Below are 16,191 nucleotides of genomic sequence, written 5' to 3'. Positions count from 1 at the left end.
CTTAGTAGACCCGCGCCTTGGGCTCGATATACGAGACCTCGTCCGACATCGTGTAGTTGTGCACCGGACGATAGTCGATCTGGACCTGCTCGCCCGGGCGTTTCCACGCCAGGGTGTGCTTCATCCAGTTGACGTCGTCGCGATCCGGATAGTCCTCGCGGGCGTGGGCGCCGCGCGATTCCGTGCGGTTCAGACCGCCCTCGATGGTGACCATGGCCTGAGAAATCAGGTTGTCGTACTCCAGCGTCTCCATCAGATCCGTGTTCCAGATCAGACCGCGATCCGTGGTCTTGATGTCGTCGCCGGCGGCGTTGATGGCGCGCAGCTTGTCGACGCCCTGCTGCAGGGTCTCGCCGGTGCGGAACACCGCCGCGTCGGCCTGCATGGCCTGCTGCATCGACAGACGCAGCTCGGCGGTCGGGGTCGAGCCGTTCGCGTTGCGGAAACGGTCCAGGCGGGCCAGGTGCGGGTCGGTCTGGGCCTTGGAGGCTGAGGGCACGGCCGAGGCCTTGTCCACCACCTCGCCGCAGCGCAGGCCGACGGCGCGGCCGAACACCACCAGGTCGGTCAGGGAGTTGGAGCCCAGGCGGTTGGCGCCGTGCACCGAGACGCAGGCCGCTTCGCCCACGGCCATCAGGCCCGGAACCACGCTGTCGGGGTTGCCGTCGCGCAGCGTCAGCACCTCGCCGTGATAGTTGGTCGGGATGCCGCCCATATTGTAGTGGACGGTCGGCAGGACCGGGATCGGCTCCTTGGTCACGTCGACGCCGGCGAAGATCTTGGCGCTTTCCGAAATGCCCGGCAGGCGCTGGTGCAGGATCTTCGGATCCAGGTGGTCCAGGTGCAGAAAGATGTGGTCCTTCTTCGGACCCACGCCGCGGCCTTCGCGGATCTCGATGGTCATGGAACGGCTGACCATGTCGCGCGGGGCCAGGTCCTTCACGGTCGGCGCATAGCGCTCCATGAAGCGCTCGCCTTCCGAGTTGGTCAGATAACCGCCCTCACCACGCGCGCCCTCGGTGATCAGGCAGCCGGCGCCATAGATGCCGGTCGGGTGGAACTGGACGAACTCCATGTCCTGCAGCGGCAGGCCGGCGCGCAGCACCATGGCGTTGCCGTCGCCGGTGCAGGTGTGGGCCGAGGTGGCGCTGAAATAGGCGCGGCCGTAGCCGCCGGTGGCCAGAACCACCATCTTGGCGCGGAACTGGTGAAGCTGGCCGTTGTCGAGCTGCAGGGCGGTGACGCCGGTGCAGGCGCCGTCCTGCATGATCAGGTCCAGGGCGAAATATTCGACGAAGAACTTGACCTCGCGACGGACCGACTGGCCGTACAGGGTGTGCAGGATGGCGTGGCCGGTGCGGTCGGCGGCGGCGCAGGTGCGCTGCACCGGGCCTTCGCCGAAGTTGCGGGTCATGCCGCCGAAGGCGCGCTGGTAGATCTTGCCTTCCTCGGTGCGCGAGAAGGGCACGCCCCAGTGTTCCAGCTCATAGACGGCCTTGGGCGCGTTGCGGACCAGATATTCGATCGAGTCCTGGTCGCCCAGCCAGTCCGACCCCTTGACGGTGTCGTACATGTGCCACTGCCAACTGTCCTCGCCCATATTGCCGAGCGAGGCGGAGATGCCCCCTTGCGCCGCGACCGTGTGCGAGCGGGTCGGGAAGACCTTGGTGACGCAGGCGACCTTCAGGCCCTGCTGGGCGGCGCCGAGGGCGGCGCGCAGGCCGGAGCCGCCGGCGCCGACGACGACGACGTCGTACTCGTGGTCGATAAGTTCGTAAGCAGCCATTACGCGATCAGGCTCCGAAGCCGGCCGGCAGAGGCGCGGAACCCAGCGCCAGCCGCACGATGAAGAAGACGCTGGCGGCCGCCAGCACGAGGAAGACCAGGTTCGCCACCAGCAGCAGGGCGTTGCGCACGCCGACCTGGGGGACATAGTCCTCGAGGATGACCTTCCAGGCCAGGCTGGCGAAGCCGAAGAAGACGACCGCCGTGATCCCGGCCAGGCCGGCGTTCAGCGGATTGGCGAACCATTGCAGCACGACGTCGTAGTCGGCGCCCGCCAGGGTGAAGCCGCTCGAGGCGACCCAGACGAACAGCGGGATCAGGGCCAGCTGCAGCAGCCGCTCGATCTTCCACTCGCCGGCGCCGTGGCGCTCGGAGATCTTGACGTTGTTCTTGAACTTGGCGGCGCCGCTCACAGCGAGACCCTCCCGGCAGCGAACAGAATGATCCAGAAGACGACCGCCAGCGGGACCGGGCCCCAGACCGCGATGTTCGACAGCAGATTGGCCGACTTCAGCGTCAGGCCGCGTCCCGTGTCGTTGATCAGGTGGCGGGCGCCGTTCAGCACGAAGGAGAAGAGCACGACCGTCAGGCCGAAGAAGACGATCAGGCCGATCGGCGACCCAGCCAGGTCCAGCAGGCAGGCGTAGTGGTCGGGACCGAAGGCCAGGGCGCCCAGCCAGACCGTCAGGATGACGGCGCCGACGGTGGCGGCGATGATGGTGGCCCGGAACAGGATCGAGGCCGCCATGGTGACGTGCCAGCGCCAGACGTCGGTGAACGGGGAAACGGGAGTGACGTGACCGTTCGGTTGGGTGACGTAACGACCGGTCCGGTCGCTGGAAGCACCCCCCGGGGTCGGGCTGGGTTGAGTCATGCGAATCGTTCTCAAAAGCGAATGAATTCAATCGCCGTGTGCGGTTGCGAAGGCTTTTGTGACCCCAAGGCGGCGGTGTCAACGCACGGCGGCGAACATCGGTGGGGTGTGTCCCTTCTGACGGGTTCCATCACGGCCCGATCACATTCCCGCGCAGGCCCATTGGGGGCTAGGCGCCGCAATGCGGAATTTGGCAGGGTAAGCCCATGTTCTGGCTTGCCTTAGTCACCGCCCTGAGTTCCGATCCGACCATTCAGACCGCCGGTCTGCAGGACGCCACGCCCGAAACCTATCAGGCGCCTGTGGTGCGGCCGTTCGAACCGCCCTCCGACTTTGGTCGAGAGCGGGCCGAGGGGGATACGGACGTCGACCTGCACCGCGCGCCCCTGACGCGGCCCGTCGCGGTCGAGGCCTATGCCGGCGACTATGAGATCAGCCCGACCGACGGCGAGGTCGCCTACGACCAGGGCGTGGCCCAGGCCGAGATCAACGCCGACAGCCGCTCCGGCCCGCTGGACGGTCGCTGGCACGTGGTCGGCGCCGACGGGGCGCCGCTCCTGTCCCTGGCCCTGACCGATCGCGGCGAGAACCGGATGGTCGAGGGCGCCTGGCGCCGGCTCGACGCCGCGGCCGAGACGCCGCACGGCGGCATCGCCGGCCCGGTCCGGTCGCGTGGCGACCTTCGGGTCGTGCCCCTGGCCGACGGCGAGCTGCGGCTCCACCCGGCCGACAAGGGCTGGCGCGGCGACCTGGTCGAGGACGGGGTCAGCCGCCCGGTCGTCGTCTCCCGCGCCGGATAGCCAGCGCCGATCCGCCACCCTATATGTGACGAATGACAACGCCCCGTTCCGTCCTCCGTCTGCATCCCGCCCATCGCGACGACATCGGCGATCTGGTCACGCGCCGTCCCGTGCCCGGTCCGGGCCTGGACCAGGTCGATCCCTTCCTGTTCCTGAACCACCACGGGCCCCAGACCTATGCGCCGGGCAACAGCGGCCTGCCGTTCGGCCCCCACCCGCACCGGGGCTTCGAGACCGTCACCTTCATCCTCGACGGCGAACTGGCCCATAATGATTCCGGCGGCGGCGAGAGCATCATCAAGGCGGGCGGCATCCAGTGGATGACCGCCGGCTCCGGCCTCATCCACGCCGAACTGTCCCCCGCCGCCTTCAAGCGCGACGGCGGGCCGATGGAGATCCTGCAGCTGTGGGTGAACCTGCCGTCGCGGCTGAAGATGACCAAGCCGGACTATGTGGGCCTGCAGGCGCCGGACATCCCGACCTTCACCACCGAGGCCGGGGTCACGGTCGAGCCGGTCTCCGGCGAATGGCTGGGGGTGAAGGCGCCGATCCAGTCGCTGATCGACATCCATCTGGCCGTCGTCCGCCTGCCCGCCGGCGCCCGGTTCGAGGTTCCGGTCGCGCCCGGCCGCAACGTCTTCTTCTACGGGATCAAGGGCCGGGTCTCGGTCGCCGGGACCGCCGTGCCGGAATGGCATCTGGCGGCCCTGTCCGACGGCGGCGCGGTCGAGATCACGGCGGAGACGGACGCCGTCGTCCTTCTGGGCCACGCCGAACCGATCGGCGAGCCGGTCTTCAGCCACGGCCCCTTCGTCATGAACACCCGCGACGAGATCATTCAGGCGATCCAGGACTATCAGTCCGGCAAGTTCGGCCCGCCGCCGAGGGTGTGATCCTCACTCTATTCCTCGTCATCCTCGGGCTTGTCCCGAGGATCCGGACTGCCGGTGTTCGCCGGGAGACGTTTTCGAGGACGCGCCTGACAATCGACACCGGGAGTCTGGATCCTGGGCACAAGGCCCAGGATTACGGAATGAGGTGGGAACACCGTGCCCCGCCCGGGTGATGCGTTCCCCGACAAAACCCTATATGACGCCGGTTCCTTGCGACCGCCGAGCCGAAGACACGCCCAAATGCCCAGCCTGAACGAGATCCGCGCCACCTACCTCGACTTCTTCGCGGCCGACGGTCACGAGAAGGTGCACTCGGCGCCGCTGGTGCCGCAGAACGATCCGTCCCTGCTGTTCGTCAATGCGGGCATGGTGCCGTTCAAGGACTATTTCACCGGCGCGTCCAAGCCGCCCTATCCGCGCGCCACCTCCTCGCAGAAATGCGTCCGCGCCGGCGGCAAGCACAACGACCTCGACAATGTCGGCTACACCGCCCGCCACCTGACCTTCTTCGAGATGCTGGGGAACTTCTCCTTCGGCGACTATTTCAAGGAACACGCCATCGACCGGGCGTGGAAACTGGTCACGCAGGAGTTCGGCCTGGACGCCAAACGCCTGCTGGTCACCGTCTATATCGACGACGACGAGGCCGCCGCGATCTGGAAGAAGGTCACCGGCTTCGGCGACGACAAGATCATCCGCATCGCCGGCGCCGACAACTTCTGGGCCATGGGCGACAGCGGTCCCTGCGGCCCCTGCACCGAGATCTTCTGGGACCACGGCGACAAGATCGCCGGCGGCCCTCCCGGCTCGCCAGACGAGGACGGCGACCGCTACGTCGAGATCTGGAACAACGTCTTCATGCAGTTCGAGAAGGAGAACGACCAGATCGTTCGCAGTCTTCCCAAGCCCAGCGTCGACACCGGCATGGGTCTGGAGCGGATGACCACCGTCCTGCAGGGCGTGCATTCCGTCTTCGAGACCGACCTGTTCAAGACCCTGATCGCCGCTTCCGAAGACGCCACCTCGACCAGGTCCGAAGGTGACCAAGCCGCCAGCCACCGGGTCATCGCCGACCACCTGCGCTCGTCCTCCTTCCTGATCGCCGACGGCGTCACCCCGTCGAACGAGGGCCGGGGCTATGTCCTGCGCCGCATCATGCGTCGCGCCATGCGCCATGCTCACCTGCTGGGCGCGTCCGATCCGCTGATGCACCGTCTGGTCCCGACCCTGGTGGCCCAGATGGGCGACGCCTATCCCGAACTGGCCCGCGCCCAGCCCTTCATCGAGGATACGCTGAAGCAGGAAGAGATCCGCTTCCGCACCACCCTCGGCCGGGGCATGACCCTGTTCGACACGGCGGTTCAGGGCTTCAAGCCCGGCGACATGCTGGACGGCCAGACGGCCTTCACCCTGTCCGACACCTACGGCTTCCCGCTGGACCTGACCCAGGACGAGGCCCGTCGTCGCGGCTTCTCGGTCAATGTCGACGGCTTCCAGGAAGCCATGGCCGAACAGCGCCAGCGTTCGCGCGAGAACTGGAAGGGCTCGGGCCAGACCGCCAACGCCGGCGAATGGCTGGCCGTGCGCGACCGGATGGGCCCGACCGTCTTCACCGGCTACGACAATATCGAGGGCTCGGGCGAGGTCCTGGTCCTCATGAACGGCGGCGCCCCGGTCGAGGCGGCCGAGGCCGGCGACATCGTCGAGATTCTGTTCGACACCACCCCCTTCTACGCCGAGAGCGGCGGCCAGACCGGCGACCAGGGCACGCTGGAATGGCCGGGCGGCGAGGCCGAGGTGCTGGACGTCAAGAAACACGCCGGAGACCTGCACGTCCTGTCGGCCCAGATCACGGCCGGCAAGCTGGAGATCGGCGCCCGCGTCGCCCAGCTGGTCGACGCCGACAAGCGCACGACCACCCGCGCCAACCACTCGGCCGCCCACCTGCTGCACACGGCCCTGAAGAACATCCTCGGCCCGCAGGTGGCCCAGAAGGGCCAACTGGTCGATTCCGAACGCGCCCGGTTCGACTTCAGCCACTCCGCCCCGGTCACCGAGGACGAGCTGGCCGCCATCGAGGCCGAGGTCAACGCCGTGATCCGCCAGAACGTCGCGGCGGAGACCCAGCTGATGGCCCCGGCCGACGCCATCGAGGCCGGCGCCATCGCCCTGTTCGGCGAGAAATACGGCGAAGAGGTTCGCGTCCTGACCCTGGGTCGTTCGCTGGTCAGCGACAACGCGCCTTACTCGGTCGAACTGTGCGGCGGCACCCACGTCGCCCGCACCGGCGACATCGGCCTGTTCAAGGTGATCCAGGAAACCGGCGTCGCCGCCGGCGTCCGCCGCATCGAGGCCCTGACCGGCGAGGCGGCCCGCCTGTATCTGGAAGCCCAGGCCAAGGTCGCGCGCGGCCTCGCCCGCGACTTCAAGATCCAGCCCCTGGACGTGCCGGGCCGGGTCGAGGCCCTGCAGGGTTCGGTCAAGACGTTGGAGAAACAGGTCGCCGAGCTGAAGAAGCAACTGGCCCTGGGCGGCGGCTCGGGCGCCGCATCCGCGCCGGAAGAGATCAACGGCGTCAAGCTGATCGCCCGCGTCCTGGACGGCGTGGACGGCAAGGGTCTGCGCGGCTTGGCCGAGGACTTCCGCAAACAGGTCGGTTCGGGCGTCGTCGCCCTGATCGGCGTGACCGAGGGCAAGGCCGCCGTCACCGTCGCCGTGACCTCGGACGTGGCGGGGTCAGTGAACGCCGCCGACCTGGCCCGCGCCGCCGTCATCGCCATGGGCGGCCAGGGCGCCGGCGGCAAGCCCGACTTCGCCCAGGGCGGCGCCCCGGACGGCTCGAAGGCCGAGGACGGTCTGAACGCCGTGCGCGAGGCGCTGAAAGGCTGAGGCCTGCCAGACCCTCTCCCGCTTGCGGGGGAGGTGTCGCGGCGTCCGGCGTAGCCGGACAAGCGACGGAGGGGGACGTCTTCCTTCTTTCAGAAGAGAAACTCCCCCCATCGTCAGCCGTCTCGCTGCGCTCGACGAGCTGACACTTCCCCCGCCAGCGGGGGAAGACTAGTGGGCGCCCATCATCATGCGCGCACGATTCCGCAGACAATCCTTCGGCGTTTCAATCTTTCGCCGAGGGCTCAATCCATCGGATCCGGGGTCAGATCCACCCCCGCCAGCTTCCAGCTCAGCGGCCCGCGTCGCTCCATGATCAGCACCAGGGCGTCGTCAGGACGATCCTCTCGCGTCAGGGTGACGGCGAAACGGTTGATCCCGCGATAGGCCCAGGACTGGTGCAGCCGATCCTTCGGCGTCGCGGGCGTATCCGACGCCGGGACGGGTTTCTCGGGCTTGGGCGTTTCGGCCGAACGGACCATTGCGGCGACCCCCTGAGGGGTGACGAAGCCGTCCACCGCCCCCTCGACCAGGGTCGGGGCCAGCAGCATCCCGAGCGCCGCCAGACCGGTGTCGCCCTTGGCCCGGTCGCGGATCTCTTGAGAAGCGCGGGCGTTCAGTTCGGCCTTCAGACTGGTGCGGAAGGCGGGGAAGTCGACATAGCGCTCCAGTCCCGCCGCATCGCCGGTGCGGGCGGCGCGGATCAGCCCCTGCGCCGCCACGAAGGGCGAGACGAAACAGGCGACCAGCGCCAGGCCCATAATGGCCGCGGCCAGTCCGATGGCGATCTTCTTCATGCTTGCTCCTGAAAGGCCAACGCCGCAGCGGCCGCGACGTTTCCGATCATTTGGTCTTCGCTGGCGCGGCCACGGCGGGGGCGGCGCCGTCGGGCAGGCCGATGTGGACCAGCTTCCATTCGAACGGACCGCGCCGCTCGAAGGTGAAGACGGTGCGCGATCCGCCCTGGTCCTCGACCGCCAGCCGCGCCCGGTTCACGCCCCAGAAGACCGGCTTGGGCCAGGGCTTGTCGACGTCGCTGGGATGGCTTGCGGTCGCGGACCACTGGCTGGCGTAGCGGCCGTCGCCCCGCGTCAGGGCCGCCAGGGCCGCCGGGGTCAGATAGGCGTCCACATCGGGCGCGCCGATGATGGGGTTCTGCTCCAGCTGGCGGCGGAAAGCGCCGATCGGATCCTCAAGGAAGGAAGGCGCAGGCGCCGAGGCCTGGGGGCGGCCGAGCAACTGGGGTCGCAGCGACTGGCGCACGGCGGCGAAGTCGACCAGCCGCGTCAGTCCCTGCACGTCGCTGGCCTCGGCCGCCGAGCGAATGGCGAAGAAGCCCACCGCCGGCGCGGCGAAGAAGGCCAGGACCGCGAGCACAAAGGCCGCGACCAGCAGATTTCCGAACAGTCGTTTCACGACGATCCCCTTACGCCCCCCAAGGCGTTCGCCGCCGATCATGCACGAAGGGGCAGGGGGCGCAACGAAAAGCCCCGCCGGAGCGATCCGGCGGGGCTGGTCTCTTGCTTGGTCCTACCGCGCTTCGCGCTGCTTGAGGACGTCTTTTGGTCCTACCGCGCTTCGCGCTGCTTGAGGACGACGGGCGTCCCCTTGCAGCGACAGCGGCGGGGCCGGATCGCTTAGGCGGCTTCCGGCAGGGCGGCCTTGAGGTTCTCGGCGACCTTGTCGAGGAAGCCCTCGGTGGTCAGCCAGCCCTGTTGGTCGCCGACCAGCAGCGCCAGATCCTTGGTCATGAAGCCGGCCTCGACGGTGTCGACGACCACCTTCTCCAGGGTGTCGGCGAAGACGCCCAGGGCCGCGTTGTCGTCCAGCTTGGCGCGGTGCTTGAAGCCGCGGGTCCAGGCGAAGATCGAGGCGATCGAGTTGGTCGAGGTGGCCTCGCCTTTCTGGTGCTGGCGGTAGTGGCGGGTCACGGTGCCGTGGGCGGCTTCCGTCTCCAGCACCTTGCCGTCCGGCGTCATCAGGACCGAGGTCATCAGGCCCAGCGAGCCGAAGCCCTGGGCCACAACGTCGGACTGGACGTCGCCGTCGTAGTTCTTGCACGCCCAGACGAAACCGCCCGACCACTTCATCGCGGCGGCGACCATGTCGTCGATGAGGCGGTGCTCGTAGGTCAGGCCGCGGGCCTTGAACTCGGCGGCGTAGTGGGCGTCGAAGACTTCCTGGAAGATGTCCTTGAAGCGGCCGTCATAGGCTTTCAGGATGGTGTTCTTGGTCGACAGATAGACCGGGTAGTTGCGCTGCAGGCCGTAGGCGAAGGAGGCGTGGGCGAACTCCTTGATCGACTCGTCCTGGTTATACATGGCCATGGCCACGCCGGCGGCCGGGGCCTTGTAGACCTCGTGCTCGATGACCGCGCCGTCGTCGCCGACGAACTTGATGGTCAGGGTGCCGGCCGAGGGCATCAGGAAGTCGGTGGCCTTGTACTGGTCGCCGAAGGCGTGACGGCCGACGACGATCGGCTGGGTCCAGCCCGGCACCAGGCGCGGCACGTTCGAGCAGATGATCGGCTCGCGGAAGACCACGCCGCCCAGGATGTTGCGGATGGTGCCGTTCGGCGACTTCCACATCTTCTTCAGGCCGAATTCCTTCACCCGGGCCTCGTCCGGGGTGATGGTGGCGCATTTGACGCCGACGCCGTGCTTCTGGATCGCGTGGGCGGCGTCGATCGTCACCTGGTCGTCGGTGGCGTCGCGGTGCTCCATGCCCAGGTCGTAATAGTCCAGCTCGAGATCCAGGAACGGGAAGACCAGCTTGTCCTTGATCATCTGCCAGATGATGCGGGTCATTTCGTCGCCGTCGATGTCGACGATGGGGTTTTCGACCTTGATCTTGGCCATGCGTGTCCGCCTCTGAGCTTTGGGGAAGGTTATGTCGTGGCGGGGATATAGCGGGGCCGCGCGCTCGCGCAAACCCCGGCGGGGATTAACCCTGCCCTGAAATCGTCACCCACGGCCAAGCTGAACCCGGGCGACGCGGCGGACTTTCCTAACGGTTGGTAACCGCGGGGAATACAGACGATGGATACGGCTAACGACCTGGTTGAGGCCTGGATCGAACGGTTCGGCGAGCCGCCGACGGTGGTGGACGAGGAACTGATGCTGCCGCTGCTCGCTGAAGCGGAGAACAACGACGGCGAGACGAGATGACCGACAAGAGCCTGAAGCCCGGCGACAAGGTCCGCTGGAGCCACAGCCAGGGTTCGACCACGGGGCGGGTCGTGCGCAGGCTCACCCGGCCTACGTCTATCAAGGATCATGAGGTTGCGGCCTCGAAGGAAGCGCCCGAGTATCTGGTCGAGAGCGACAAGACGGGCGCCCGGGCTGCGCACAGACCCGAAGCCCTGCGCAAGGTCTGAGGAGCCGCCATGTCCAAACTGTCTACGGCCTTGATGATCGGGGCCGCTGTGGCCGCTCTTGCGGCGTGCGACCGCAAGGACAGGCCGGCGGTTCCGCCTGGGCAGGCCCATGCGCCGTCGGCGGCGTCTCCGACGGCGCCGGCCGCCGCCGCTCCGGTCCTTCAGACCCGCAGCGAGACGCGGCGGTTCCGGGACTGGAGCGTGACCTGCGGCAATGACGGCGCCTGCTGGGCCTTCGGCTTCGCGCCCGAGTTCGGGGCGGGCTGGGTCCGCGTCACGCTGCAGCCCGGCCCGGACGCCAGGCCGGAGATCGATTTCGGCTACTGGCCCGACGAGGGGCGCAAGGCCGGTCAGATCGCCCTGGTCATCGACGCCCGCGCCTACCCCGCGTCTCAGAGCGGCGATCCCGAGACGCCGATCGGCGCGATCCGCACCGACGCCCTCGCCGTGATCGACGCCATGCTGCAGGGCAAGACCGCGACCATTCGCGGCGCCGCCAGCCAGATCGTCTCCCTGAACGGCGCATCCGCCGCCCTGTTGTGGATCGACGAGAAACAGGGGCGGCTGAACACCCCGACGGCCCTGGTCCGGCGGGGCGACCGGCCGGCTTCGAGCGTGCCCGTCGCGCCGCCCCTGCCGGTGGTCGCGCCTGCGCCGGCGGCGAACCAGGCCGGGTTCGGCGACCAGGGCCAGACCGTGCCCGCCGCCCTGCGTTCGCGCACCGAGGTCGGGACCTGCCTGAAGGAGTCGCAGAACCCTGCGGTCGGCGACATGGTCATCTCGGCCCGGCTGGACGCCCGCACCGAGCTGTGGGGCGTGCCCTGCGGGGCGGGGGCCTATAACGTCACCCACAACTGGTATGTGACCGGGCCCGGCGGTCGCGACCCCCGGCCCGTCGATCTGGTCGGGACCGGCGGCGCCGGGCGGGGCGTGGACCAGCCCGACAACTCCACCGTCAACGGCCAGTACGACCCCGGCAGCCGGACCCTGTCGGCCTTCGCCAAGGGGCGGGGCATAGGCGACTGCGGCGTCAGCCAGACCTGGGTCTGGACCGGCGACCGCTTCACCCTGGGCGGCGAGAGCGTGATGGGCGACTGCGCCGGCGTCCCCAGCGACTACTGGCCGATGACCTGGCGCAGCCGCAGTCGGTAGATCATTCGTAGAATGATCGTGTATTCACCGTGACTTGGTCGATGACGACCCGGTCCTGTTCGAAATGGCCGGCTACCGACGCCGGGTAGGCGTCGCTCATGGCTACGCCGTCCTTGGATCCGCCATACTGGAGAGTGACGTAGACGGTGGCGTTGGCTTCGAAAGTATTTGATTTTTCGTCGGATTTTCCGACCTTGAAGATGCCGTCTGGGCTGGGGTCGATGCCGTCGAAGACAGTCGCCTTCGACAACAGACTCAGATCTCCCATCGCATCTGAGAGGACCTCGTCCTCTGCAGATAGGTCCGAGATGGCGTCGATCACTTGGGAGCGCCGATCAGCTTCGAGCGGGGCGAGAAACTTGATGTCCAGTGCGTGGGTCATGTCAACGCAACGCTCCAAGGCCGATATCGGATCGGTACTGCCAGGCGATGCGCGCGCCCAAACCGTCCAGTCCGCCCATTATACGCTGTGGCTCGATGCCGAGATAGAACAGTCTGCGCTGAAAGAAGGCGCGAGCCTCGCCCGGAATGTCAAACAGGTGTTTGGCGCGGGACAGCGGTTCCTGCCAAGGGACATCTGGTTGCGGATGAACGCTGAACACGCCGCCTTGCGTTACGATGCGACCGGTAAGGGATCTTGGTGAGATAAAACCCACCTTTGAGACCTCGAAGGGTTTGTCTTCGTCGCCGAGGACCATGCCCGGCAAAACACGATAGGCGACGATACGCGCGGTCGTAGAGGCGGCAGGCGGTGCGGCGAACAGGGGCGGCCCTGCCGAACGACCAGTGTTGCTCATCCGTCTCATCCTGACCGGTTTGGGGGCGGAAGAGACGGCGAAGTAGGCGGCGACCAGTGGGTTGGTGGTCCAATCCAGCAGCCGTGTCGGGAGGCCATGATGCTGGGCCAGGGCAAGGGCGTCCCAGTCGTCTGGCGCAAGCGGGCCATTGAACTCGGCGACCCGCTTCTTGAAGATGTCCAGTATGGTCCGCTCGTCCGCCAGGCTGTAGTCGCTGCGTCGGCCGGCGCTGGGCGTAAGCGTGAAATCCCGGTCGCCCAGTCCGCGAAATACCCAGCGTTGATCGCTGTGGAGGTCGATCCATTTCTGGAATTCGCTCCACAAACGCGTTCTGCGTCTCATCAGCCGACTTGAATCGACGCTCGTAGCCGTTGGCGCTCGCATATCTCCGGCCCTTTATCCCCTATCGGTCACGCCTTCGACGCCACCCAGCCGTCGACGATCCGCTCTAGCACCGACAGGGGCACGCCGCCGGTGGCCAGGGCGGTGTCGTGGAAGCCCTTGAGGTCGAACTTCGGTCCCAGGGCCGTCCTGGCCTTTTCGCGCAGGCGGACCCATTCGTTGTGGCCGACCTTGTAGGCGCAGGCCTGGCCCGGCCAGCCGCAATAGCGTTCGACCTCGGACACGGCCGCGCCCTCCTGATCGCCATAGGCCTCCATCATGTACTGGATGCCCTGTTCGCGGCTCCAGCCCTTGGAGTGGATGCCGGTGTCGACCACCAGACGGGCGGCGCGGAACATCAGCGACTGGATATAGCCGATCTGGCCGACCGGATCGTTCTCATAGGCGCCCATCTCGTCCGCCAGCTGTTCGGCGTACAGGCCCCAGCCCTCGACGTAGGAGGAGAAGCCCAGCAGATTCATCAGCTTGGGTGCGGCCTCGCTCTCCTGCTGCAGGCTGATCTGCAGATGGTGGCCCGGCGTGGCCTCGTGATAGGTCAGGGTCGGCAGGGTCCAGGACGGCCATTCCGCCGTGTCCTTCAGATTGATCCAGTAGATGCCGGGCCGCGTCCCATCCAGGCTGGGCGAATTGTAATAGCCCATGGGTGCGCCGGCCTCGATCTCGGGCGGGACGCGCTTGATCTGGACCGTGGCCTTGGGCAGGCGGCCGAAGGCGGTCGGCAGGCGAGCCTGCATGTCGGCCATCTGCTCGTTCAGCTTCTCGATCAGCTCGGCCTTGCCGGCGTCGGTGTTGGCGTAGACATATTTCGGATCCTGACCCAGGGCGCGGATCCGCTCGGCGACCGTGCCTTGCGTCAGGCCCTGCGCCTTCAGCAGGACGTCGGCGCGGGCGGTCAGTTCGGCCATCTGGTCGCGGCCGGTGCGGTGGATCTCGTCGGCGGTCAGACGGGTGGTGGTGATGTAGCGCAGGCTGTTGGCGTAATACTGCTGGCCCTGGGGCAGGCGGCGGATCGAGGCCTCGTGCCCGGCGCGGGGCAGGGCGGCCTTCAGCAGTTCGTTCTGGGCCGACAGGGCGGGATAGACCTTCTGGCTCAGCAGGGTCTCGACCCGGGCGCCCCAGTCGCCGGTCAGGCCCTTGGCGCCGGTGCGGTCGACGACCGAGGCGACCAGGGGCGAGGCGGCGGCGGCCGTGCCGAGAATACCCTCCTGCTGGCGGATGGCCTTGGCCAGGATGAAGTCCGGCGGGATGACGCCCAGGGCGTAGTCCTCGCGCAGCCGGTCCGTCTCGGCGCTCAGGACGTCGGCGAAGGCGGCGACGCGGGCCACATAGGCGTCGGCGTCGGCGGCCGTCTCGATGGTGTGCTGGTTGGCCAGGAAGTCGGGGGTCGACTGATAGGCGCCGCCCTGCTGGCTGACCCGGTAGGGGTTGGGCCATCCGCCCTGGCCATAGGGGATGGCGAAGGTGGCGATGGTGGCGTCCAGATTGTCGGCGATGGTGTCGTAATAGATGCCGTCCTGCTCATCCATCGAGGCCCGGTCCAGGGCGCTGAGCGCCGTGCGCTGGGCCTTGGTGAAGGCGCGGAACGTCTCCTCGTTCTCCAGGGTCGGGACGGTCAGCTGCGACTTGGCGGCGGCGCGCGGGCCGTTGTCCAGGCCGAAGGCGGTGACGGCCTCGGGGGCCAGGTCCAGGGTCTTCTCGAAGGCCTGGTCCATATAGGTCTTCAGCGCCACCTTGGCGGCGGCCGCGTCGCCGGCCTGGGCGGGCCGGGCGAAGGCGGGGCCGCCGGCGGCGGCGAGACCCGCGCCGGCGGCGGCGGACAGAAGAAGGCGACGACGGTCGATCATGGCAGGCCCCTGAATTGCGTGGCGCCAATGGAGCGCCGCGAGCCGCTGGCCGCAAGTGAAATCGGGAAAAGGGAAACGACCTTCCCCCGCCTGCGGGGGAAGCCGCAGGCCGTGGCGCGTAGCGAGACGCCTGACGATGGGGGGCGTTTCGCGACCTGGCGACGCCACCCCCTCCGACCCTGGTTCGCTGCGCGAACGCCGGGCCGCCTCCCCCGCAGGCGGGAGAGGGTTTTGGCGAGCGCAGCGTCTATGGGGCGGGAGGCGGGACGTTGTGAAAGGGGATCAGGGCGGGGCCTGGCCGGGTTCGGGCGGCGTCGCCTCCGGCTGATCAGCGCCGTTCGGAAAAACAGAGTCCGAACCGTCTGAATCGTCCGAAATCGCCGAATTCGAGGGCGACGGGGCGGACATGAAGGCCAGGGCCTCCATCCCCTTGTCGATCAGGCGACGGCCGGGCTCGCCCAGGGTCAGCAGGCTGCCGGCCGAACGGGCCAGGGTCTCGGCCAGGCGGGCCTGGGTCATGGCGAGGTCCAGCGGATCGGCCGGCCTGGGAGCAGGTTGGGGCTTGGGGGATCGTGGGGTGGGGAGAGCCCCCTCCGTCGGCTGCGCCGCCACCTCCCCCGAGGGGGGATGATCGGCCCTTGGGTCTTGCTGGGCGAAGGCCAGCATCTGGCGGTGGATCCGCATCCAGCGAGCGGCCTCGACGGCGCGGCCGGCCAGGACGGCGCGGTTCAGCCGCACCAGGGCGTGGCGGGCGATGTCGGCGTAGTCGGGCAGGCCGGCCTCGACCTCGGCGGCCAGATCGACGGGTTCAGGATCGACCCAGTCCTGATCCCGGCGCCGCCAGCCCTGGGCGCGGGCGCGCTGGCGGAAGGTGGACAGGGCCAGACCGTGGCGGTCGCAGACCGTCTCGGCCGAGTCTCCGTTCAGATAGGCTTGGCCCGCCTGCGCCCAGACCTCGTCCGGGACATGACGATAGCCGCCGCGCCGGGCGTAGGGGTCGCGGACGGGGCGGCCGTCATAGAGGGGGCGGTCGTCGCCGGGTTGCGGCGGATCGCCGACGTCGGCGTTGGTCAGGCTGTGGGGGGCGACCAGGGGGTGGTCGTCGTCCCACTCCCATTCGCCGTATGACCCGTAGCCGGGCCGTTTCGTCCTGTCCTCGTCCATGCGCCCCTCCGACGCCGATCCGCCCCGTGCGCGAGGCGGCGACAGTATGCGGGGGCGGCAAGGGGTGGGGCGCCGATTGTCTGAAATTTCTCGAAAGGCGAGGGATTTCAATGATCGGAGGGGCGGGGAATGTTGCGCCGGCGGCGGTGGGGCGTCGGGGGGGGGGGGCGCCCCCGCCCCCCCGGCCCCCCCCCCCCCCCCACCAAAAAAAAAAAAAA

At 68.2% G+C, this 16,191-nt stretch carries 16 protein-coding genes; 6 read left to right on the top strand and 10 right to left on the bottom strand.

Annotated features, from left to right (window positions below):
• Position 1: 1 nt before the first annotated feature.
• From sdhA to sdhC, 3 genes are read right to left on the bottom strand one after another with little or no spacing between them, the layout of a single operon-like run.
• Positions 2-1,786 carry a succinate dehydrogenase flavoprotein subunit gene (gene sdhA, locus ACIQ1T_RS08315; protein WP_395944067.1) on the bottom strand — a complete coding sequence of 595 codons (1,785 nt, stop codon included), beginning with the start codon at positions 1,784-1,786 and terminating at the stop codon, positions 2-4.
• 7 nt (positions 1,787-1,793) lie between these two features.
• On the bottom strand, positions 1,794-2,198 hold the full coding sequence (gene sdhD, locus ACIQ1T_RS08310; protein ID WP_395944066.1) for a succinate dehydrogenase, hydrophobic membrane anchor protein: 405 nt from the start codon (positions 2,196-2,198) through the stop codon (positions 1,794-1,796).
• A complete protein-coding gene (gene sdhC, locus ACIQ1T_RS08305; protein WP_395944065.1) occupies positions 2,195-2,659 on the bottom strand; it encodes a succinate dehydrogenase, cytochrome b556 subunit in 465 nt (154 codons plus the stop codon). Before sdhC ends, sdhD begins: the two co-directional genes overlap by 4 nt.
• A gap of 206 nt (positions 2,660-2,865) precedes the next feature.
• Here sdhC and ACIQ1T_RS08300 point away from each other — a divergent pair, with 206 nt between their 5' ends.
• The 3 genes from ACIQ1T_RS08300 to alaS all read left to right on the top strand — a co-directional run bounded on the left by ACIQ1T_RS08300 (position 2,866) and on the right by alaS (position 7,241).
• Complete coding sequence (locus ACIQ1T_RS08300) at positions 2,866-3,459, top strand: hypothetical protein (protein ID WP_395944064.1); 594 nt, start codon at positions 2,866-2,868, stop codon at positions 3,457-3,459.
• Between the two features lie 32 nt (positions 3,460-3,491).
• The gene (locus ACIQ1T_RS08295) at positions 3,492-4,352 is read left to right on the top strand and encodes a pirin family protein (protein WP_395944063.1); all 861 of its coding nucleotides are present in this window, start codon (positions 3,492-3,494) and stop codon (positions 4,350-4,352) included.
• 240 nt (positions 4,353-4,592) lie between these two features.
• A complete protein-coding gene (gene alaS / locus ACIQ1T_RS08290; protein WP_395944062.1) occupies positions 4,593-7,241 on the top strand; it encodes an alanine--tRNA ligase in 2,649 nt (882 codons plus the stop codon).
• A 242-nt stretch (positions 7,242-7,483) separates the two neighbouring features.
• Here alaS and ACIQ1T_RS08285 read toward each other — a convergent pair whose 3' ends face one another.
• From ACIQ1T_RS08285 to ACIQ1T_RS08275, 3 genes are all read right to left on the bottom strand, one after another.
• Positions 7,484-8,035 carry a DUF2939 domain-containing protein gene (locus tag ACIQ1T_RS08285; RefSeq protein ID WP_395944061.1) on the bottom strand — a complete coding sequence of 184 codons (552 nt, stop codon included), beginning with the start codon at positions 8,033-8,035 and terminating at the stop codon, positions 7,484-7,486.
• Positions 8,036-8,081: 46 nt separating this feature from the next.
• Entirely contained in the window at positions 8,082-8,654 is a 573-nt protein-coding gene (locus ACIQ1T_RS08280) for a DUF2939 domain-containing protein (RefSeq protein WP_395944060.1), read from the bottom strand.
• 221 nt (positions 8,655-8,875) lie between these two features.
• Positions 8,876-10,096: an NADP-dependent isocitrate dehydrogenase gene (locus ACIQ1T_RS08275; protein ID WP_395944059.1), complete on the bottom strand. Its 1,221-nt coding sequence runs from the start codon at positions 10,094-10,096 to the stop codon at positions 8,876-8,878.
• 180 nt (positions 10,097-10,276) lie between these two features.
• On the opposite strand from ACIQ1T_RS08275, the gene ACIQ1T_RS08270 reads away from it, so the two are divergent.
• Genes ACIQ1T_RS08270 through ACIQ1T_RS08260 form a run of 3 tightly spaced genes read left to right on the top strand, consistent with a single transcriptional unit; the run spans position 10,277 to position 11,766 of the window.
• Entirely contained in the window at positions 10,277-10,405 is a 129-nt protein-coding gene (locus ACIQ1T_RS08270) for a hypothetical protein (protein ID WP_395944058.1), read from the top strand.
• Positions 10,402-10,614, top strand: a complete 213-nt coding sequence (locus ACIQ1T_RS08265) for a DUF2945 domain-containing protein (protein ID WP_395944057.1) — start codon at positions 10,402-10,404, stop codon at positions 10,612-10,614. Before ACIQ1T_RS08270 ends, ACIQ1T_RS08265 begins: the two co-directional genes overlap by 4 nt.
• Positions 10,615-10,623: 9 nt before the next feature.
• A complete protein-coding gene (locus tag ACIQ1T_RS08260; RefSeq protein ID WP_395944056.1) occupies positions 10,624-11,766 on the top strand; it encodes a DUF1176 domain-containing protein in 1,143 nt (380 codons plus the stop codon).
• A 1-nt stretch (position 11,767) separates the two neighbouring features.
• Here the strand turns inward: ACIQ1T_RS08260 and ACIQ1T_RS08255 are convergent, their stop codons facing one another.
• The 4 genes from ACIQ1T_RS08255 to ACIQ1T_RS08240 form a co-directional block, all read right to left on the bottom strand.
• Positions 11,768-12,148: a hypothetical protein gene (locus ACIQ1T_RS08255; protein WP_395944055.1), complete on the bottom strand. Its 381-nt coding sequence runs from the start codon at positions 12,146-12,148 to the stop codon at positions 11,768-11,770.
• 1 nt (position 12,149) lies between these two features.
• Positions 12,150-12,905: an FRG domain-containing protein gene (locus ACIQ1T_RS08250; protein WP_395944054.1), complete on the bottom strand. Its 756-nt coding sequence runs from the start codon at positions 12,903-12,905 to the stop codon at positions 12,150-12,152.
• 68 nt (positions 12,906-12,973) lie between these two features.
• Positions 12,974-14,809 (bottom strand): DUF885 domain-containing protein, encoded by a 1,836-nt coding sequence (locus ACIQ1T_RS08245; RefSeq protein WP_395944053.1) that lies wholly within the window; start codon positions 14,807-14,809, stop codon positions 12,974-12,976.
• A 282-nt stretch (positions 14,810-15,091) separates the two neighbouring features.
• Positions 15,092-15,973, bottom strand: a complete 882-nt coding sequence (locus tag ACIQ1T_RS08240) for a hypothetical protein (protein ID WP_395944052.1) — start codon at positions 15,971-15,973, stop codon at positions 15,092-15,094.
• Positions 15,974-16,191 lie beyond the last annotated feature (218 nt).

Source organism: Brevundimonas sp. (genome assembly GCF_044336875.1).
Lineage (GTDB): Bacteria > Pseudomonadota > Alphaproteobacteria > Caulobacterales > Caulobacteraceae > Brevundimonas.
The sequence above is the reverse complement of the archived record's forward strand: the minus strand, read 5'-3'. Positions and strand labels throughout refer to the sequence as shown.